Annotated in this window: 24 protein-coding genes; 12 read left to right on the top strand and 12 right to left on the bottom strand. The window is 39.4% G+C overall.

Annotated elements, in window-relative coordinates; genetic code table 11:
* The first annotated feature begins 4 nt into the window (after window positions 1-4).
* The 10 genes from FFU37_RS10065 (at window position 5) to FFU37_RS10020 (ending at window position 7,489) form a co-directional block, all read left to right on the top strand.
* Window positions 5-337: a Na+/H+ antiporter subunit G gene (locus FFU37_RS10065; RefSeq protein WP_138489409.1), complete on the top strand. Its 333-nt coding sequence runs from the start codon at window positions 5-7 to the stop codon at window positions 335-337.
* 130 nt (window positions 338-467) lie between these two features.
* Window positions 468-965: a DUF2059 domain-containing protein gene (locus FFU37_RS10060; protein WP_138489408.1), complete on the top strand. Its 498-nt coding sequence runs from the start codon at window positions 468-470 to the stop codon at window positions 963-965.
* 509 nt (window positions 966-1,474) lie between these two features.
* Window positions 1,475-1,918, top strand: coding sequence for a MerR family transcriptional regulator (locus FFU37_RS10055; RefSeq protein ID WP_002958503.1), 444 nt, complete (start codon window positions 1,475-1,477; stop codon window positions 1,916-1,918).
* Entirely contained in the window at window positions 1,908-4,154 is a 2,247-nt protein-coding gene (locus FFU37_RS10050; RefSeq protein ID WP_138489407.1) for a heavy metal translocating P-type ATPase, read from the top strand. The genes FFU37_RS10055 and FFU37_RS10050 overlap by 11 nt, the downstream gene beginning before the upstream one ends.
* A gap of 20 nt (window positions 4,155-4,174) precedes the next feature.
* On the top strand, window positions 4,175-4,528 hold the full coding sequence (locus tag FFU37_RS10045) for a cupredoxin domain-containing protein (protein WP_138489406.1): 354 nt from the start codon (window positions 4,175-4,177) through the stop codon (window positions 4,526-4,528).
* 80 nt (window positions 4,529-4,608) lie between these two features.
* Complete coding sequence (locus FFU37_RS10040; RefSeq protein ID WP_138489405.1) at window positions 4,609-4,824, top strand: TIGR02450 family Trp-rich protein; 216 nt, start codon at window positions 4,609-4,611, stop codon at window positions 4,822-4,824.
* A 597-nt stretch (window positions 4,825-5,421) separates the two neighbouring features.
* The gene (locus FFU37_RS10035) at window positions 5,422-5,634 is read left to right on the top strand and encodes an EF-hand domain-containing protein (RefSeq protein ID WP_002958507.1); all 213 of its coding nucleotides are present in this window, start codon (window positions 5,422-5,424) and stop codon (window positions 5,632-5,634) included.
* A 169-nt stretch (window positions 5,635-5,803) separates the two neighbouring features.
* Window positions 5,804-6,010, top strand: coding sequence for a calmodulin (locus FFU37_RS10030; RefSeq protein ID WP_138489404.1), 207 nt, complete (start codon window positions 5,804-5,806; stop codon window positions 6,008-6,010).
* A 95-nt stretch (window positions 6,011-6,105) separates the two neighbouring features.
* On the top strand, window positions 6,106-6,321 hold the full coding sequence (locus FFU37_RS10025; RefSeq protein ID WP_024597051.1) for an EF-hand domain-containing protein: 216 nt from the start codon (window positions 6,106-6,108) through the stop codon (window positions 6,319-6,321).
* A 220-nt stretch (window positions 6,322-6,541) separates the two neighbouring features.
* Entirely contained in the window at window positions 6,542-7,489 is a 948-nt protein-coding gene (locus FFU37_RS10020) for a PDC sensor domain-containing protein (RefSeq protein ID WP_024603579.1), read from the top strand.
* A gap of 36 nt (window positions 7,490-7,525) precedes the next feature.
* Here the strand turns inward: FFU37_RS10020 and FFU37_RS10015 are convergent, their stop codons facing one another.
* Entirely contained in the window at window positions 7,526-9,145 is a 1,620-nt protein-coding gene (locus FFU37_RS10015) for a M28 family metallopeptidase (RefSeq protein ID WP_138489403.1), read from the bottom strand.
* A gap of 142 nt (window positions 9,146-9,287) precedes the next feature.
* Here FFU37_RS10015 and FFU37_RS20285 point away from each other — a divergent pair, with 142 nt between their 5' ends.
* On the top strand, window positions 9,288-9,437 hold the full coding sequence (locus FFU37_RS20285) for a hypothetical protein (RefSeq protein WP_175413903.1): 150 nt from the start codon (window positions 9,288-9,290) through the stop codon (window positions 9,435-9,437).
* Between the two features lie 106 nt (window positions 9,438-9,543).
* Here FFU37_RS20285 and FFU37_RS10010 read toward each other — a convergent pair whose 3' ends face one another.
* Entirely contained in the window at window positions 9,544-9,783 is a 240-nt protein-coding gene (locus FFU37_RS10010; RefSeq protein WP_002958513.1) for an RNA recognition motif domain-containing protein, read from the bottom strand.
* Window positions 9,784-10,038: 255 nt separating this feature from the next.
* Between FFU37_RS10010 and FFU37_RS10005 the strand changes: the two genes are divergently transcribed.
* Window positions 10,039-11,325 carry a VCBS domain-containing protein gene (locus tag FFU37_RS10005; RefSeq protein WP_138489402.1) on the top strand — a complete coding sequence of 429 codons (1,287 nt, stop codon included), beginning with the start codon at window positions 10,039-10,041 and terminating at the stop codon, window positions 11,323-11,325.
* A 79-nt stretch (window positions 11,326-11,404) separates the two neighbouring features.
* On the opposite strand, the gene lipA is transcribed toward FFU37_RS10005, so the two are convergent.
* The 10 genes from lipA to nadD form a co-directional block, all read right to left on the bottom strand.
* Window positions 11,405-12,370 carry a lipoyl synthase gene (lipA, locus tag FFU37_RS10000; protein ID WP_002958515.1) on the bottom strand — a complete coding sequence of 322 codons (966 nt, stop codon included), beginning with the start codon at window positions 12,368-12,370 and terminating at the stop codon, window positions 11,405-11,407.
* Window positions 12,367-13,020: a lipoyl(octanoyl) transferase LipB gene (gene lipB, locus FFU37_RS09995; RefSeq protein ID WP_010554695.1), complete on the bottom strand. Its 654-nt coding sequence runs from the start codon at window positions 13,018-13,020 to the stop codon at window positions 12,367-12,369. Before lipB ends, lipA begins: the two co-directional genes overlap by 4 nt.
* Before the next feature lie 19 nt (window positions 13,021-13,039).
* Window positions 13,040-13,318: a DUF493 family protein YbeD gene (ybeD, locus tag FFU37_RS09990; RefSeq protein WP_138489401.1), complete on the bottom strand. Its 279-nt coding sequence runs from the start codon at window positions 13,316-13,318 to the stop codon at window positions 13,040-13,042.
* A gap of 174 nt (window positions 13,319-13,492) precedes the next feature.
* Complete coding sequence (locus FFU37_RS09985) at window positions 13,493-14,656, bottom strand: serine hydrolase (protein WP_002958518.1); 1,164 nt, start codon at window positions 14,654-14,656, stop codon at window positions 13,493-13,495.
* A 53-nt stretch (window positions 14,657-14,709) separates the two neighbouring features.
* Window positions 14,710-15,474 (bottom strand): septal ring lytic transglycosylase RlpA family protein, encoded by a 765-nt coding sequence (locus FFU37_RS09980; RefSeq protein ID WP_039489313.1) that lies wholly within the window; start codon window positions 15,472-15,474, stop codon window positions 14,710-14,712.
* A complete protein-coding gene (gene rodA, locus FFU37_RS09975; protein ID WP_002958520.1) occupies window positions 15,474-16,580 on the bottom strand; it encodes a rod shape-determining protein RodA in 1,107 nt (368 codons plus the stop codon). The genes FFU37_RS09980 and rodA overlap by 1 nt, the downstream gene beginning before the upstream one ends.
* On the bottom strand, window positions 16,577-18,445 hold the full coding sequence (gene mrdA, locus FFU37_RS09970) for a penicillin-binding protein 2 (RefSeq protein WP_138489400.1): 1,869 nt from the start codon (window positions 18,443-18,445) through the stop codon (window positions 16,577-16,579). Before mrdA ends, rodA begins: the two co-directional genes overlap by 4 nt.
* A 9-nt stretch (window positions 18,446-18,454) precedes the next feature.
* Window positions 18,455-18,925: a 23S rRNA (pseudouridine(1915)-N(3))-methyltransferase RlmH gene (rlmH, locus tag FFU37_RS09965; protein ID WP_002958522.1), complete on the bottom strand. Its 471-nt coding sequence runs from the start codon at window positions 18,923-18,925 to the stop codon at window positions 18,455-18,457.
* Window positions 18,926-18,962: 37 nt separating this feature from the next.
* The gene (gene rsfS, locus FFU37_RS09960; protein ID WP_002958523.1) at window positions 18,963-19,280 is read right to left on the bottom strand and encodes a ribosome silencing factor; all 318 of its coding nucleotides are present in this window, start codon (window positions 19,278-19,280) and stop codon (window positions 18,963-18,965) included.
* A gap of 55 nt (window positions 19,281-19,335) precedes the next feature.
* Window positions 19,336-19,971, bottom strand: a complete 636-nt coding sequence (gene nadD / locus FFU37_RS09955) for a nicotinate-nucleotide adenylyltransferase (RefSeq protein WP_138489399.1) — start codon at window positions 19,969-19,971, stop codon at window positions 19,336-19,338.
* Window positions 19,972-19,984 lie beyond the last annotated feature (13 nt).

Genomic DNA, 19,984 nt, shown 5'->3' with positions numbered 1-19,984 from the left:
AAACATGATCAGCGAATGGGTTGTATCAATATTATTGTTATTTGGTGGTACGTTTATTTTAATTGGCTCAATAGGTTTAATTAAACTACCTGACTTTTTTATGCGTTTACATGGACCAACTAAAGCAACCACGTTGGGCATGGCGAGTATGTTAATTGCTGCTATGGTTTATTTTGCACATTCAGGGCATGGCCTAAGTGTTAAAGAAATACTCATTACTATATTTTTACTAATTACGGCACCGATTAGTGGTTACATGCTAATAAAGTCAGCTATTCATCATAAGCTAAAAGCCAAAGAAGGCACTAAAGGCCTAGATAATGTAGAAGACGACTAACGCAAAAATTAATTTATAAAAGGCCGAATAAGTTCATTTTATTCGGCCTTTTTAATGATTGCTTGTACCCTTTACAATACAAATTATTCATGTGACTATAAATCCATTATTTATATGAAAGGATATTATTATGGGTAAGGTACTACTTTTATCATTGCTAATTTTTTCTAGTAGTTTATATGCTGAACAAAGTACTAAGCAGCAAAAAATAGATGAACTCATTAATGTAATGAATTTAGATTCAATGGTTGACTCTATGTACGGCCAGGTTGAAGGTATGATGAAAGGCATGTCAGACCAAATGGGCGTTAAGCCTTCTGAACAGGCAATTTTTGATAAATACTACAGCGACATGACGACGGTATTAAAAACTGAAATGAGCTGGGCCAAAATGCAGCCGATGATGATTAGCGTGTACGACAAACATTTTAGTGAGCAAGAAATTGCCGATATGCTAGCGTTTTATAAAACAGATACAGGGCAAAAAATACTTGAAAAAATGCCTGTTGTAATGCAAGAGTCTATGCAAATGTCACAAAGCTTAATGAAAGATGCTATGCCTAAAATACAAACTTTAGCGCAGCAACTAAGCGACGAATTAGAGCAAAGCCGTAGCGAATCAAACTAGGGCAGCGCATGTTTGGTATTTATGCTGCGTTATCGCCTATTTATGGAGAATAACCACACTAGATAGGCTCTGCCTTGCCTAAAGACCAAACAGTCTGCTGTAAATTAAACCACCAATGATCAACACGCCCTTAGATTAATACGCGCCTTACTTAGGCGCTTCTGTGCTAAATTACATCCCCTTCAGATAATACACGGCCAATATCAGCTTAAGTTAATTATGTTTGTGTCACTATACCAATGAGCAACAATACATAATCAATTTGAGGGAATAAATTCGGCGTTAACTGCGTTAAACATTTTTGATATACGACTGCATGGATGCAGAGGCAATTAATAATAACAACTAAATAACGAAACCTTTGCTCTGCTATTCACTCGATTTATTGTCTTAAATAGGTTACTTAATTAAGCGAATTGGTATTATTTTATTAGTTTTAAAATAGTCATTGACCTATGTGTTGCACCTAGGTTTATTATGAAGCTACTGAAACACGACGGAGCTAAATTATGTATGTTAAACAACTCGCTAAGTTAATGGGCGTGACTGCCGATACTGTTCGTCATTACACACGTATTGGGTTACTTAACCCAATACGCAGTGAAGAAAATGGCTATCAAGAGTATACAAAGCAAGACCAGCAGCGTTTAAAGTTTATTATTAGCTCTCGTCAACTTGGTTTTTCACTTAAAGATATTCAACACATTATAGGCGAGTCTGAGCAGGGGAATTGTCCTTGTCCGTTAACGCGTAAACTCATTACTAAACGCCTAGAAGAAACCGAAGCACTATTTCAAGAAACATTAAAATTACGAAACAGAATGCATGCAGCTCTGGCGCAATGGGATACATCAGCCGATGGTGCAAATGCCAGTGACGTATGTAGTTTAATAGAATCTTTTGTTGATCCAATAAACGATTCTGCAAATAAGGAGCAGCGTAATGACGACTAATACAAAAGACACCGCGCAAAACTTTATTATTGAAGGTGCTAATTGCGGCAGTTGTGTGGCTAAAATTGAAAAAGCTCTTAATAGCGTGCAAGGCGCGCAAAACGTGGAAATGAACTTTGCACAGCGTACTGTACGTGTAGAAGGTAAAGCCCGCGAAAGCACGCTTATTAAAGCAGTCGAAAACATTGGTTATTCAGCTAAGCCAATGAGTAACGAGTCTGATCAAGATGCACTTGATGAAAAAGCAAAGTCGGATGAGGCACATTATAAAAAGCTAATGCGTAATATGATATTAGCGTTAGGGGTCGGTGCGCCGTTAATGATATACGGGCTTATTTTTGACATGAGTGTGACCACCGACACACAACGAATAGCATGGTTTTTAGTGGGTATAGTCACGCTTGTGGTTATGGCTATATCAGGTAAACAATTTTACAACGGTGCATGGCAGGCATTTAAAAACCATGCTGCCAATATGGATACATTAATAGCGCTTGGTACAGGTACTGCGTGGCTGTATTCAATGTTTGTGGTAATAGCACCAAACTTATTACCACAAGTTGCAAGACACGTATATTTCGAAGCATCATCGATGATCATCGGTTTAATTAGTTTAGGGCTCGCTTTTGAAGTAAAAGCACGTGGGCGCACCTCACAAGCAATTAAACGCTTAATTGGCCTGCAACCAAAAACTGCACGCGTAATTCGCGATAGTCAAGAGCAAGACATCGACATTAGTGATGTTGTAAAAAATGATGAAGTACGCGTACGCCCGGGTGAAAAAATCCCTGTGGATGGCGATGTTATTGAAGGCAGCAGTACGGTTGATGAGTCAATGCTTACTGGTGAGCCAATGGCTGTAAGCAAAAAAACGGGCGACAAAGTCGTTGCCGGAAGTATTAATAAAAGTGGCACTTTATTATTTAAAGCCACGCACATTGGTAGCGAAACCACACTTGCCAATATTATCAATATGGTAAAGCGTGCACAAAACTCTAAGCCATCAATAGGGCGCTTAGCTGATGTTATATCAGGAATATTTGTACCAACGGTCATGATTATTGCAGTACTTGCGGGCCTTGCATGGTTAAACTTTGGACCTGAGCCATCAATTGCTTATGCCGTTGTTGCGGTTACCACTGTACTTATTATTGCTTGTCCTTGTGCGTTAGGACTCGCAACCCCTATGTCAGTTATGGTGGGTATTGGTAAAGCTGCAGAGTCAGGAATATTAATTCGAAATGGTGAGTCGCTGCAAACAACATCTAAAATCACCACCATGATTTTAGATAAAACAGGCACTATTACTCAAGGCACACCGCAAGTTACCGATGTAGTTACCTTTAATAACAGTGATGAAAATACAGTAATGCAACTTGTTGCAAGCCTTGAAAGTAGCTCAGAGCATCCACTGGCCCAAGCAATTACGGCACACGCTAAAAAGCAGGGCTTAGCTTTAAGTAAAGTAGCCGACTTTAACGCAATTACAGGTAAAGGTGTCACTGGCAGTGTTGACGGGCAAACATTGTTGTTTGGCAATAAAGCGCTAATGGATAAATACAACGTGGCCGTTGGTGATGCAACCGAGCAAGCTCAAACACTTGCCAGTGATGCTAAAACACCCATGTATTTTGCAAGTAATAATAAGCTCCACGCTATTATTGCAGTAGCCGATCCAATTAAAGAGGATTCAGTTGAAGCTATTAAACGCCTGCAAGATAAAGGTATCCACCTAGTTATGCTAACAGGTGATAACAAAGCCACTGCACAAGCCGTTGCTAAGCAAGTCGGTATTGATGACTTTATTGCAGAAGTAATGCCCGATGACAAAGTAAACGAAGTAACAAAGCGCCAAGCAAACGGTGAAATAGTGGGTATGACAGGTGACGGTATTAACGATGCTCCCGCACTTGCACAAGCCGACGTAGGATTTGCAATTGGTACAGGTACCGATGTTGCAATAGAAAGTGCAGACATTACCTTAATGCGTGGTTCATTACATGGTCTTGCTGATGCAATTGCAGTGAGTAATGCAACTATTTCAAATATTAAACAAAACCTATTTGGTGCCTTTATTTATAACGTGGCGGGTATTCCGATTGCAGCCGGCGTGTTGTATCCATTTTTTGGCATACTACTTAACCCTGTTGTTGCAGGTGCAGCTATGGCACTTTCATCGCTTACGGTGGTAAGTAACGCTAATCGCTTACGTTTTTTCAAACCAAATAAATCGTAATTTAAGCTAAGGAGTACATTATGTTGATGATTAATATAGGTGGTGCACTGTTAATAGCCGCAATTGTTTATTGGTTTTGGCTATACAAACCAGAGCAAACACAAAGTGATGACAACAAAGTAACGATAGTCGTTGATAACGGTGTTTATAAGCCAGGACATATTATAGTGGCAGCCAACAAAGAGGTTGTACTTACCTTTGATAGAAAAGACAGCGCGCCGTGCGCCGAAACAGTGGTATTTCCACAGCTTGATATAAGTAAAACGCTGGCAATGGGTGATGGCAATACAGTTAAACTACCCGCGCTTGAAGCCGGTGAATACGACTTTCATTGCCAAATGCAAATGTATAAGGGCAAGCTAGTTGCTCAGTAACCTGAACTAAGTAGGTGTTGGGGTCGTATAATTGCCTTATATAAGCTGTATAAATAGATGAGTAGGAGTCGTTATACTAAATGAATAAACTAAACCCTAAAAAATTATTGAATAGTAAATGGACCGCAAAACCTGCTATAAATAAAGAAAAACACTTCATTATTGTTGAGGTGGAATTTGATGAAGACGGTAATGTAATTGAATGTATTACCGAGGCTGTTATGTCAAAAAATCAATATCCAATTAGTTGGCGAGATTTAAAAGATAACCAAAAGTGGCTGCAAGGGTGGAAGTAGTTTAAATCTATATAATTTACCTCACTCCAATAGCTGGCACACGATGTAGGTTTGCTTAACTCAAGCGAACCTATGTTTTACAGCGCATTAAATTATGAGTTTAATGCTACAACTTAGCTTTAGCATTGAAACCTTCCTAAATAAATTCGCCATTTGGCAACAAAACAGTTAATTTCAAAATATCCTTCCAAAATTTTTATAATAAATTTCAAAAACAATGTAACTTACTGATTATAAGTAAATTAATTATTTAATAGCCGCAAATAAATCCGATGTAATTTCCATGTTCATATTCAGTTTATTTTGAAGACTAACCTAAACGCCCCCTTACTGGCTTTTTAGCAAAAGTGTGTCTTTTTAATTAAACTTAACCAATTGATTTATAATGGTTTATTATTTTTAGTTAAATGACTGTTGCTAAATAGCAACAATAACACCTCCTCAAATTAAGCTTTTCTCGCTTTATATCATTTAACTCATTGTTTTTAAATAATAAATAAAAAGTGGCACCGAAGTTGTAATACCTAGAGTGTATTAAGCAAAACGTGATGAAAGCCAAAGGCCTTAATCGCAACAACCCAATGAAGGAATACTATTATGAAAACATTTCAATCAACATTAGTACTAATGGCGCTAGCTTCTTCATCAGCGGCTTTTGCAGCAACAGATTTTGATACGCTAGACGTAGATGGTAATGGCGCAATCAGCCAAGCCGAAGCTTCAGTAGATGCTGAGCTTTTAAGCAAGTTTAATGAACTCGATACAAACCAAGATGGTGAGCTATCTGAAGATGAGTTTTCTAAGGCCTAAAATTAAAGCCTTAAGCAGTTAATGCTCTGTGATGTTATCTAAATTCTGAGTTGCCAAAGACAACCTAAGTAGGCAAGGGAGCCTACTAAAAAGAATAACCAGGAAGTGACTAGAGAGCACTATAGAGCAAATTTATTTAGGACACCGCATACTTTTGAAGGATTAAATTATGAGAAAGCTACAATCAACATTTGTACTTATGGCTATTGTTTCTTCGTCAGTAGTTTTTGCAAACACAGACTTTGAAACACTCGATGCAGACGACAACGCTTCAATTAGTCGCTCTGAAGAATCGGTGCAAGTTATAGAGCAATTTGACGAGCTGAATGTTCAAAGTAGTGGTGGCCCGACAGAAAATGATTTTTTTGAATATTAATTTATAAACACTTTACTCCTAAAGGATCTTTGAAAAGGACTTCTTACCTCTAATCAGGTCACCCCTAATCAGGCTCAAAGCCTAAGGAAACGATTATGAAAACATTACACAAAACTTTAGCACTTGTAGCCCTAGCTTCTTCTTCAGCGGCGTTTGCTGCGGTAGATTTTGATTCTTTTGATACAGATGGCGACGGCGTAATTAGCAAAACAGAAGCCCAAGTAAACTCGCAACTAGTACAGCTTTTTGATCAATTAGATACAGATGGAAATGGCGAGTTATCTAAAGAAGAGTTTTCGAAGGTTCAGTAATAAGCTCTATGTAGAACCTTACTAGTCATACTCACAAAGCAGCTAAGTAATTAATACTTAGCTGCTTTTTTGTGCATTTAATTTAATATATTACTTTTTAGTCACCAAAGTAGTGCAAAAGTTGAGTTTGAATAGTGTCAAGTTACTGATTGTTAAGTTATTTTATTGTTGGTTTTAAACTTGCAAATCTATTTATAACTTAGGTTAATGAGTATTTAAAATGGCGCGAATGAGTTATATCAGTAGTGTTGAACGCTACCACGAATATGAGCATGTAATACACAGTTTACTTGAATCTATTTTAATGAGTATTGAGGACGGATTAACTAAAGAACGTGATACTCGCTATCTGATTAAGCAGTACCCATTTTTAGAATTACAATATTGTTTAAATGCAGAAGGTTTGCAGCAGGGTAATAACGTCTGCTTTAAACGCGCATACAGCAAAAAATTAGGTGAAAGTGGTAATCAACAAGATTTAAGTGAGCGACCCTATTTTTTGAACGCTAAAGCAAGTGATAAAGTGTGCTTTACTGATCCCTATATTTCTATAGCGACTAACCATTTATGTATATCGGCGATTAAAGAGCTAAAAAAACCAATTAATAATCAGCATTACTTGGTCGTTGATGTGAGCTTAACGCAGCTTATTGAGTTTGTAATGGGTGATACTGCGCGCGCTAATATGTCGCCTTACTTCAAAGCGGGTTACGGTATTATTGTGGCGTGCTTATTTTGTTTAGTATTATTTCTACTAAATATCGTTTTTAGTGATATATACGCGCTATTAACTCATGTAGATACCTCATCAGACCCACTTGAACCCTTTAGTATCATTATTTACATCACCCTAGCATTAGCAGTATTCGACTTAGGTAAAACAATACTCGAAGAAGAAATCCTTATGCATAAGGATATTTTTAGGCACTCGTCTACGCGGCGCACTATTACACGGTTTATCTCTACTGTGTTGATTGCTATATCAATTGAGGCGCTGTTAACTATGTTTAAAGCGGCGTTGGGGCAATCGGAATATTTAATGCCGGCCATAGCGATGATGCTGGCAGTGGTAGGGCTTTTAATTGCACTGGCTATTTATGTTTATTTAGGGGCAAAGGCCGAAACGCTATTAATGCGCGCTCGTTTAAAACAAAAATCCTCCAAGTAGGAGGATTTTTATATTACATAACTATTTAATAGCTATTTATTGCTTATCTTGCGCGCGTTTGGCTTTAAAGTCAGACTCGCTCGTCCACTTTGGCCAATCGCCATTATTTGCAAGCTGTGTGGCTATATCAACAATAAGATCTATATCTTGCTTAACACCACCTAACGACCAATCAGCTGAGTAGTCGTCTGCTTCTTTATGGTATTTATGCGCAATGTACTCAGGATCGGTATCGCCCAGGCTCATAAATAATAAACTAGGCACGCCTTGCTTAGAAAGTGAGAAATGATCTGATCTAAAAAACAAGCCATTTTGCGGGCGAGGATCCATTTTAACAACACGGCCTTGTGATTTTGCAGCCTTTGCTAAATAGTTTTCCATTGTCGATAAATTTTTACCGTATTGTAAAATATAGTCAGTGCCATCAAGCACGTTCATGCCATCAATATTTAATAGACCGACCATTTGTTTTGTAGGTACAACCGCACCCGATGCAAATTCTTCAGAACCAATTAACCCCGTTTCTTCTGCTGTAAAGTTAGCAAAAATAATTGAGCGTTTAAATGGTTTTTGCTTGTTCATTTTGCTCATTATACGTGCTATTTCAAGCGTGGCTGCAGTGCCTGAAGCGTTATCTACTGCGCCGTTATAAATCTTAGGGCCGGTATCAGTTTGTTTAGTACCAAAGTGGTCCCAGTGAGCGCTAATAACAACGTATTCGTCAGGTGATTCGCTACCTGTAATTTGTGCAACTACGTTATGCGATTTTGCATGTGATACTTCGTTTTTAAAGGCAAGGTTTGCTTTTAAGTTAAGTGGCGTCGCTTTAAAGTCATCATTTAATGCTGCTTGTTTTAAATCTTGGTAGTTAAGCTTTGCGGCGTTAAACATTTTCTCAGTCGCATCAAGTGTTAGCCAGCCCATAACCGGTAATTTAGACGCGTTTAAATTGTTATCCATTAACGTGTATTTAGTGCCGGTGTTTGAACTTTCAACTACGCCCCAAGGATATGCCGCAGGTGCTGTTTCATGAACAATAAATACAGCCTTTGCACCTTGGCGAGCGGCTTCTTCATATTTATAAGTCCAACGACCGTAGTAGGTCATTGCATTACCAGTAAAAAGGGCGTCGTTTTGAGTAGCAAAGCCTGGATCGTTAACTAGCACAACCACAGTTTTACCAGTTACATCGATATTTTTATAGTCATTCCAGTTATATTCTGGTGCATTAATACCATAGCCAACAAATACAATGTCAGAATTGCGTACATCAATTAATGGCTGAAGTTGCTCGGTACGTGCGGTAAAGTCTTTACCTGATTCAAAGCTTAAATCACCTACCTTTAACTGCATATCCTGATTAGCTGTCACCATTGCCATTTTTACAGGCTGTAAGTATTTACCTTTATAAGCACCGGTTAAACCCAGCGCTTTATATTGCTCGCTTAAGTAGCCTACGGTTTTTACTTCACCATGAGTAAGTGGGCCTCGGCCTTCAAAGTCATCAGAGGCTAGCGTTCTAATATGCTGTTTAATATTGCTAAGGCTTACACCTGCTGTATTTTCTAATGGAGTTTTCTCGCTTGCAGGCTCTGAGCAGCCAAAGAGGGCAACTAGCAAGCTGAGGCTAGCGCTTTTTATAAGAGTAGATGCCATAGTCTTCATATTGTTATTTAATTAGGCTTTCAATATAAAGGAAGCACCGCAGCGATGTCGAATTTTTATAGAGAACTTTTCATTCAATTGCAGATTGATTTTATAAGGTGTATAAATAACGAACAATCTAAAGGAGCACATAATGGGCCAATGTAAAAAAAGTGGGTATTTATTTATAGCTAGTGGCATTGCACTTTTTGCTGCTGCAATATTAGCTGAGCAGGAGACATTTTTTGTGCTGTCTGCTTCTTTTATAATACTGGGCACTATAAGTATAAAAAAAGCGATTTAATAACCGCTTAGTTTTTTTAGCTAAATATAAAGCTTAAATACGATACTTGGCACTAAAAGCAAAAAACCAGCATTAGCTGGTTTTTTAGCATAAGTTGCAGTTAGCTTTATGCGTCTGCAAGTTTTACGCGGATCTTACTTTTATCAACAGTAGATTGGTTAAGTGCAGTAATTGCGCTTTTACTTTCTATGTCGTTTGGCATTTCTACAAAGGCAAAACCTTTAGATTGACCAGTTTCTTTATCAAGTACCAAGTTACAGGTAGTCACTTTACCGTGCTCTGCAAATAAAGTACGAAGCTCATGCTCAGTGGTAGCACGAGACAAGTTACGAACTAATAGTTTCATAATGAACCTAAATAATTATGTCAGTATTAATTATCTCAAGTAACTCAGGTTTAACCTAATTTTATTTTAAAACAAATATAAATAAACGCTCTATAGAAATAATTTTTTGTATCATTATGAAAATAATAGATTTTATAATTAAATTTGAAACACCAGTAAATTGGTAATATTAATTGGTAATTGAATTGTGGTTATTTGTACAATAAATTGGTAAATTCATATTTAATTAACTTACTATTAACCACAGAGCTACTCATGTCTAAATATACCTTTAAACCGTGCAATACAGTTACAGCTATACTTCTATCTTGTTTAGTTGCTGGTTGTGGCAGCTCAGGCTCTGATACTACGGTACAAAATAATGAAGCGATTTCTTCACAAACTCCTGCAACAATTGCTGGTAACACTCTAGGTGAAGTTATTAGCGATAGTAATGATGCAATAACAGGCTCATTAACTATTACGGATCAACAATCAGGTGAAGCTGCTTTTGTAGCACAAGAAAATAGCGCTACAAGCTATGGTTTTTTTAGCTTAAATGCTGGTGGAGATTGGTCATACACACTTGACGATTTAAACGCATCAATAACATCTTTAAGTGAAGGTGAAACACTACAAGATACAATAACAGTAAACTCTGTAGATGGTACTAGCGCACAAATTATCATAACAATTGTAGGTGCACCAATAGCTCAAGCTGATGGCTTTGAGAAAATATCACACGTTTTATTGCGTTCAGATGGCGTAGATTCGGGGCTTGACGCATACACACTTATTGAAAATGCCTTCGGCGAAGGGTCAATTGAATCTCCAGACCTATATGCTGGCAATCATCAAAGTGTTGTCCATATTATCGAAGATACCGATACGATAATTGGTAACCATTTTGTCTTTTTAGCTCACCGAGATGATGACCAAGATAAAGACAAAGGCGTAAGTGATAGACAACGTAACGAAATAAAGACCTACGATAAATCACCACAAGAAACACTGGCGTTTGAGGGTGGGACATTTCAATATAGCTGGAAATTTAAAGTAAGCAGCGAGCTTGAGCTTACGAGTAAGTTTAGCCATTTTTTTCAAATAAAAGCCCGAAATGATAGCAACGACAACACCAATGGTAATGACGACCAGCCTATTATCACGCTCTCTGGGGCTCAAAAAAACAGCACAGGTAATCAGTTGCAAGTGCGGTATAGTGCAGGCTTTGATGAAAACGGTAACAGCACAGGGCTTGATAAAAACCTCATTGAAACCGACTGGTCACTCATTACAGATGAATGGGTCGAGGTATTTGTACAAGCTACATTTAGTGAAAATGGCAAGTTTGATATGACGTTAACGCGCTTAAGCGATAATGCAGAGATATTTAATATAAGCGAGCAAAACATAGATATGTGGCGCGGCTTTAGTGATGATGATTTTGCTCGTCCTAAGTGGGGAATTTACCGCTCAATTGTTGAAACCGACAGCCTTCGCGCTGATGAAGAACGTGTTAGGTTTGCTGATTTATCTATTACAAAAGGTAAGATAGCGCAGTAAGCTATTTTATCAATTAGCATGAAAAAGCCGTTAATGATTATGCATCATTAACGGCTTTTTTAATTTTTTGAGAAAGTGATTACTTCACTTCTTTACCCGCTGCTTGTTGATCAGCATGGTAGCTTGAACGTACAAACGGGCCAGAAGCCGCGTGAGTAAAGCCAATTTCGTCTGCATACGCTTTTAGCCCGTCAAACTCTACTGGTGGCACGTAGCGCTTAACCGGTAAGTGATGCTTAGAAGGTTGTAGGTATTGGCCTACAGTTAGCATGTCAACGTTGTGAGCACGTAAATCGCGAAGTACTTCTTCAATTTCGCTAATTTCTTCACCTAAACCAACCATTAAGCCTGATTTAGTTTTTACTTCTGGGTGAGCTTCTTTAAAGCGACGAAGTAATTCTAATGACCATTTGTAGTCAGCACCTGGGCGAGCTAGTTTGTATAAACGTGGCGCAGTTTCAAGATTGTGGTTAAACACATCTGGTGGCGTCTCGATTAATATCTCTAGTGCGCGGTCCATACGACCACGAAAATCAGGTACTAAAATTTCGATAGTAATAGTTGGATTATGTTTACGAATCTCGCGAATACAATCGGCAAAATGCTGTGCACCACCATCACGTAAATCATCACGATCAACTGAAGTGATTACAACGTAGCTTAGCTTCATATCTTTAATAGTAAGTGCTAGCTTTTCAGGTTCAGTGGCATCAGGTTTTAATGGGCGACCATGAGCAACATCACAAAATGGGCAACGACGAGTACAAATTGCACCTAAAATCATAAAGGTAGCTGTACCGTGGTTAAAACATTCAGATAGGTTAGGGCACGAAGCTTCTTCACATACCGAGTGTAAGCCATGCTTACGTAGCGCTTTTTTAATACCGTCAATACGATCGGTTGATTTAGGTAAGCGAATTTTTAACCATTCTGGCTTACGCAACATTTCAGTTTTTTCTGTAGGTAAAACTTTTACTGGGATCAACGCCATTTTTTCTGCGTCGCGTAGTTTTACACCTGGTTCCATTTTGACTGGTTTATTCATTCGTTTTCAAACCCTTCAGTATGCTTAACCTGTGTTGCATTAAGCTTCTTGATCATGTGTTTCACCAATCCTTCACCCGCACTTTCTAGGTTTTGAGGACCATCTAATTCTTTAGTTTGCACCATATTCATGCCCGCATAACCACATGGGTTAATGCGTAAAAATGGACTTAGGTCCATGTTAACATTTAATGCTAAGCCATGAAACGAGCAACCACGACGAACCCTTAAACCAAGGGATGCAATTTTACTGTCATTAACGTATACACCTGGTGCATCAGCTTTAGCATAAGCTTCAATACCATACTCGGCGAGTGATTCAATAATGCACTCTTCAAGCCACGTAACCAGTTCACGTACACCAATCTTTAAACGACGTAGATTAAATAATACATACATCATTTGCTGGCCAGGGCCGTGGTAAGTTACTTGCCCGCCACGGTCAACTTTAATCACCTCAATGTCGCCAGGAGCTAGTAAGTGTTCGTCCTTACCAGCCTGACCTTGGGTGAATACACTCTCGTGCTCTACAAGCCAAATTTCATCTGGCGTATTTTCATCACGGGTGTCGGTAAAGTCCTGCATTTTTTGCCAAATTGGCATATAACGCTGACGACCCAGTTGGCGTACGATCAAAGTGTTTTCGTTCACAACAAATCTCAACTATGGATTAAAGCATGTGGCGTACGTCATCAATATTGCTGATCACGTTGTAAATTTCTTCAATGTGATTGCCACTAGTAACTGTTGCTACAAGGCTTACTGACTCGTAATTACCTTTGCTGCTTGGTTTTACTTTAGGGGCGTAATCGCCAGGTGCTATTGGTTGTAACTTAGCTAAAATTTGATCAGTTAAGTTTACGTTAGCTAAACCCATTATTCTGAATGTAAATGGGCAAGGGTACTCTAGGTACTCATCAAATTTAGTATCTTTAACAGGTTGAACCACGACGGTGACTCCTCATACAAAAGTGTGGACTCTATGCAAGCTTGAAGCTTAATACAGATAGGCAATTAGCAGTCTTGCTTATATGGGGCGCATTCTAACATTTTTCAAGCAAAAAAAAACGCCTCACAGTGGAGACGTTTAAATTAGTTACCTAGTTAATAGGGGAGATATAAATTACTGCATGATCTGTAAGCGTAAGTAATCATAAATTTTGCTAAAGAAGCTGCCTTCTTCCACTTCTTCAAGTGTAACTAGTGGGTATTGAGCAATATCTTCGCCCTCTAGTTGTAAGAATAACGTACCTACTTTAGTACCTTTAGCAAGTGGTGCTTCAAGCGTATTATCTAGCTCAAAGTTAGCTTTAAGGTTTTTATGCTGACCACGTGGGATAGTAATTGGTGTATCTTCTAAAATACCTAAAGATACGTTCTCTTTGTTACCCATCCAAATACGTTGTTCTGCAAAGCTATCGCCTGCTTTGTACGGAGTAATTGTTTCATAAAAACGAAAACCATAGTTAAGTAGCTTTTTACTTTCTACTTTACGAGCTCGTTCGCTTGAGGTACCCATAACAACAGCAATTAAACGCATATCGTTTTTAGTTGCTGAGGTAACTAGGCTGTAACCAGCTTCTGATGTATGCCCTGTTTTAATGCCGTCAACATCTAAGCTTTCATCCCATAATAATGAGTTACGGTTATATTGCTTAATGCCGTTATAAGTAAATGACTTTTGCTTATAAAGTGCATATTCATCTGGCACATCACGAATAAGAGCAGCACCAAGTGTCGCCATATCGCGTGGAGTTGTGAAGTGCTCGTCAGTATCAAGGCCGTGGCTGTTGATAAAGTGACTGTTGCTCATACCTAATTTAGCAGCATGGGCATTCATTAAATCAGCAAATGCGCTTTCGCTTCCAGCAATATGCTCAGCCATTGCTACACATGCATCATTACCTGATTGAATAATAATACCGTGGTTAAGCTCATCAACACTAATTTGTTTACCTACTTCAATAAACATCTTTGAAGATTCTGGAAAGTTTTTAGCCCATGCTTTTTCGCTTACCGTTACCATATCGGTAGTGGCAATATTACCTGCTTTAATTTCAGTACCAATTACATAACTGGTCATCATTTTAGTTAAACTTGCAGGTGCAAGCTGTGTATCGGCTTCACCTTCAGCAATAACTTTACCTGTTGTAAAGTCGACTAAAAAATAACCTTTCGCATTAACTTGAGGTGGTGCCGGAATAATTTGGGCGCTGGCTGAGAATACGGCGGCTGTACAAACTAGGCCGCATACACCTTTGAGGATTTTATGTTTAATAGATTTCATCATACTCATTAATGGTTAAAGTTAAAGATTCGCGTTACGCCATTCTAAAGGCCTTACTGAGTGTAAAGCAAGAACGCGTTTTGAAATTGATTTTCTTTTAATTTTTTTAATACTTCGTTTGCATGAGGGGTATCTTTTATTGGCCCTAAATGCAGTCTGTAAATATCGTCTTTTTGCACAATATTTGTTGGTAATTTGTATTGCTCTCGCAATGTGCTGGCAAGTGCTTCAATATTAGCAAGTGTACTACCTGCAGCTACCTGAATATAGGTTTGACGCGCAGTTGCGCCCGCAAGCGTAACGGCCTCTAGCTTAACCTTTGCTGTACCATGGGTATAGTAGCCAAGCTTATAAGCGGCTGCGTACGAAAGATCAATTATTCTATCGTCATGAAATGGGCCACGGTCGTTCACGCGTACGATTACCGATTTACCATTTGCTGTATTGGTTACTTTAACAAAGCTAGGTAGTGGCAGCGTTTTATGCGCTGCGGTCATGGCAAACATATCATACGTTTCACCATTTGAGGTGTGATAACCATGAAATTTACGACCATACCAAGAGGCAATGCCTTCCTCACTATAACCCGTCTCATCAAGCATGGGCGAATAGCTTTTACCAAGCACTGTGTATGGGCGGCTAGCGCTAGCACTTTTAGTGGTTTCGGTAACTATAGCGTCTTGCATCTCAAGTGTCGTTGGGGCTCTTAATGGCGCTGCATCATGACGCATACTATAACGGCTACTTGGCCCACTACTACAAGCACTTAAAAGCAAAATTAATAACGTGGTAAATATAAGCTGATTTGTGTGTCGCATTATTTTAAAAGCATCCTTTTATCTGTCGCGATTGACATAATAATGCCAAATCCTGCCATTAACGTCACCATCGATGTACCACCATAACTAATCAGTGGTAAAGGTACGCCTACAACAGGTAATAAACCCGATACCATGCCTATGTTTACGAATACATATACAAAAAAGGTGAGGGTGAGTGCGCCTGCGAGCAATTTACCAAATGCATCTTGTGCATTAACAGCAATGTATAAACCACGACCAATAATAAATAAGTACAGGCTAAGTAAAACACATACGCCGAATAAGCCAAATTCTTCGCTTAAAACCGAAAATATAAAGTCGGTGTGGCGCTCTGGCAAAAACTCTAATTGCGATTGTGTACCAAGCAACCAGCCTTTACCTTCTATGCCGCCTGATCCAATAGCAATTTTCGATTGAATAATATGATAACCCGAACCAAGCGGATCGCTCTCAGGATCTAAAAAGGTGAGTACACGTTGTTTTTGATAATCGTGCATACCGTAGTGCCAAAATGGCCATGCAGCAAGCGCTACAATCGAGCTTAAAAACCCTATTAAACGCCAACTCAACCCAGACAAAAATAATACAAATATACCTGAGCTTGCAATAAGTATAGCGGTACCTAAATCGGGTTGTTCTTTAATTAATAATGTAGGGAGCATTACAATCATAAAACCAATAATTAAATGTAGCGGGCGAGGTGGTAAGTGATTTCTACCTATATACCAAGCGACCATCATCGGGACTGCCAACTTCATTAATTCTGCAGGTTGAAACCGTGTCACCCCTAAATTGAGCCAACGCTGCGCGCCTTTTGAGCTTACTCCAAATAAAAGTACACCGACTAGCATTAATAACCCAACACAATAAAGTGGGATCACTAACCGCTTTAACGTGGCAGGCGAAAACTGGGCTAAAACAATCATAGCAACAATCGCACCGCCCATGCGGGTCATGTGCCTAATCATCATAGAAGACTCTTGCCCGCTTGCGCTGTAAACAACCATTATGCTGCCAGCCATCATTATAAGTAGTGCAATAAGCAGCGGTAGGTCTAGGTGCATACGCATCCAAATAGAGCGTTTATCGTGCAAAGCGGTCATGGTGTCTCGTTCCTTGCAAGATTAACAGGATTGGCTGCAAAGTAGTAATCCATAAGTTGGCGAGCTATTTGAATGCCGCCGTGGTTGTTTTCTAACACAACAGAAACCACAATTTTAGGATCGCTATAAGGTGCAAAGCCTACATAAATTGTATTATCGCGTTGGCGTTCTTTAAGAGATTCTGCATCGTAACGCTCACCTTGGGCAATACTAACTACTTGCGCGGTACCGGTTTTACCAGCCGAGTCGTAGTTAGTCCCTTTAAATGCTTTGTGGGCTGTGCCTGATATTTTTTGTACTGTATTATGCATTGCATCTAACGATACTTGCCAATGACGCGGATCTTTTAAAATAACAGGGGGTTTTTCTTCGTTGTTAATTTGCGTTATATCGTTATCTTTTTTTATCACTTGCACCAAATGAGGGGGATGATTAATACCACGATTAACTAATATGTTAGTTGCATTTGCAATTTGAATTGGTGTGGCAGTCCAGTAACCTTGGCCAATGCCTACAGAAATTGTGTCACCAGGCCACCAAGACTCTTTAAAGCGTCCTTCTTTCCATTCTTTTGAAGGTAGAATAGCAGTAGTTTCTTCGTGAATATCAATACCTGACAAATCACCGTAGCCAAAACGGGCCATAAAATCGCTTATTTTAGTAATGCCTAATCGATAAGCCGCATCGTAAAAATAGGTATCACACGACTCTTCAATGGCTTTGTATACATCTACATGACCATGGCCCCAACGTTTCCAGTCACGCCATTTATGCTCTACGTTTCGTATTTCAAAAAAGCCTGGATCCCACATTGATGTTGACTCATTTACTATATTTTCTTCGAGCGCTAATACTGCCATTAAAGGCTTTACAGTAGAGGCCGGCGCATAACGACCTTGCGTAGTACGGTTTATTAATGGTCGGTCTTGGTTAAGCAGCGCTTTATAATTTTTGCTGCTAATGCCGTGTACAAATAAGTTTGGATCGTAACTTGGGTTTGAATAAAGTGCCAGCACGCCGCCATCTTTGGCGTCCATAACTACAACAGCGCCACGCATATCTTTTAGCGCGTGTTGTGCTATTTGTTGCAAGCCCACGTCTAAAGTAAGTACTAGGTCGCTACCAGGTTGCGGTTGGGTCATGCTCAGGGTGCGTATTACACGGCCACGGTTATTAACTTCTACCCGTTGTGAGCCTACTTTACCGTGCAGTGTTTCTTCGTAATATTTTTCTATGCCGAGTTTGCCAATATCATGTGTGGCGCGGTAATTGGTTGCACGGTCTTCTTGTTCTAATTGGTTTAGCTCTTTTCTATTAAGCTTGGCAACGTAACCGAGCGCATGCGTTAGTGTGTCGCCAAATGGGTAGTAGCGTGCAAGGCGTGCCTCAATGCTAAAACCAGGGAATTTATGTTGATTAACCGAAAATTTCGCCACTTCTGTTTCGTCTAAGCGAGCTTTTAATACTTGTGATTTAAAACGACGGGTGTGTTTTATATCTTTTAAAAAGTCTTGTTTGTCTTGCTCTGTAATCGCAATTATTTTACTTATTTGATCAAGCGATTCGTCAAGGTCATCTACCTCTTCGGGGATGACCTCAAGGTTGTAAACAGGTTTGTTTTCAGCAAGTAGCACACCGTTACGGTCGTAAATTAAACCACGGTTGGGGGCAATAGGAATAACTTTAATGCGGTTATCGTTGGAGCGGGTTTGGTAGTCTTGGTGATCTTCGACCTGAATAGTATAAAGATTAGAAAGCAATACTGCGACTAATCCTAATACAAAAACAAAACCCACGAATGCTCGCCTAGCAAATAAGTTTGCTTCTGCGGAGTGGTCACGAATAGTGGGTCTATGTTTTAGCATGGCAAGAGGTTACTCGCGATGATAAGGATGGTTGTTATTTAAGCTCCAGCCTCGGTAAAGGCTCTCTGCAACAATTATACGCACCAAAGGATGCGGCAATGTTAAATTAGATAACGACCATTTTTGCTCAGACGCTGCAATACACTCTGGAGCAAGTCCTTCAGGTCCACCAATAAGTAAACTTACATCGCGGCCATCGAGTTGCCATTTTTCCATATTTTTAGCAAGTTGGTGAGTATCCAGTGCTTTCCCTGTTACCTCTAACGTTACAATACGATTGCCTTTTGGAATAGCCGCTAATGTTTTTTCACCTTCAATGTGTAAAATACGCTTTATATCTGCATTTTTACCACGTTTACCGGCTGGAATTTCGATTAACTCTAGCGCCATATCTTTAGGGAAACGGCGCTGATATTCTGCAAATCCCGTTTCTACCCATGCTGGCATTTTAGTACCAACAGCAATCATTTGTATTTTCACGTATTACTTCCAAGCATTGTCTAAAATGAGTGAGCGTTTAGCCCCACAGTTTTTCTAGATCGTAATAGCTACGTGCTTCGTTTTGCATCACGTGTACAACCACATCACCTAAATCAACCAGTGCCCATTCGCCGTCGCCTTCACCTTCATAACCTAGTGGCTCTGAATCTGCATGACGCGCTTCTTTTGCTAAGTGATCGGCAATTGACTGTACGTGGCGTTTAGAAGTACCAGAACAAATTACCATGTAATCTGTAATATCTGATGTTTCAGTTACGTCAATATGAACGATGTCACGCGCTTTCATATCGTCAATTTTGTCCATAGCAAAGGCGAGTAGTTGTTTTGAATCCAAGGTTTTGTCTCAATTTAAAAATTTAATGGCGCGCATTTTAACACGCTAGGAGTTTTTAAGCATCAATTTGATAGAGCTGATGCACTTCTATGTAATGACTCACTGCGTCGGGCAATAGTTCATTCTTTTTATTACTTTTTTTTAGCTGCTTGCGAATTGTACTTGAGGCCGCATCGAGCATTTCACCCGGTAAAAAATAAAGTTTACCTGCAAGTGAGTGTTTAAGTGCCGCTACTTCGCCAGCATTTGCGTGTTGCATATAGCTTTTGAGCTCACCTTTTACAGTGCAATGTTGAGCAGGGCGCTGGTACACCACAATATGGCAAAGCTGCGTTATTGCCTTCCACTCAAACCACTTATCGAGATTGTTAAACGAGTCCATACCAATTAAAAATAAAATAGGTGTAGTGGGGTGCTCTTTACGAAGTTCTTGCAAACTAAGTAGCGAATACGATGGACCAGCTCGGTTAAGTTCTCTTAAATCGAGTTCAAAATGAGGATAAGGTGCAATGGCTGCGTTGAGCATATTAATACGGTGCTGGGTACTAATTCCCGGCGCTGCTTTATGTGCAGGGAGTGCACAGGGCATAAAATAAAGCGTATCTAATTTAAACGCATTAACGCATTGCTGCGCCATATTTAGATGGCCTAAATGGACGGGGTCGAAAGTGCCACCAAAAATTGCGATCATTTAACACCCATTA

This window comes from Pseudoalteromonas distincta, from assembly GCF_005877035.1.
Taxonomy (GTDB): Bacteria; Pseudomonadota; Gammaproteobacteria; order Enterobacterales; family Alteromonadaceae; genus Pseudoalteromonas; species Pseudoalteromonas distincta.
Note: the sequence above shows the minus strand (reverse complement) of the source record. Positions and strands in the feature narration are given on the sequence as shown.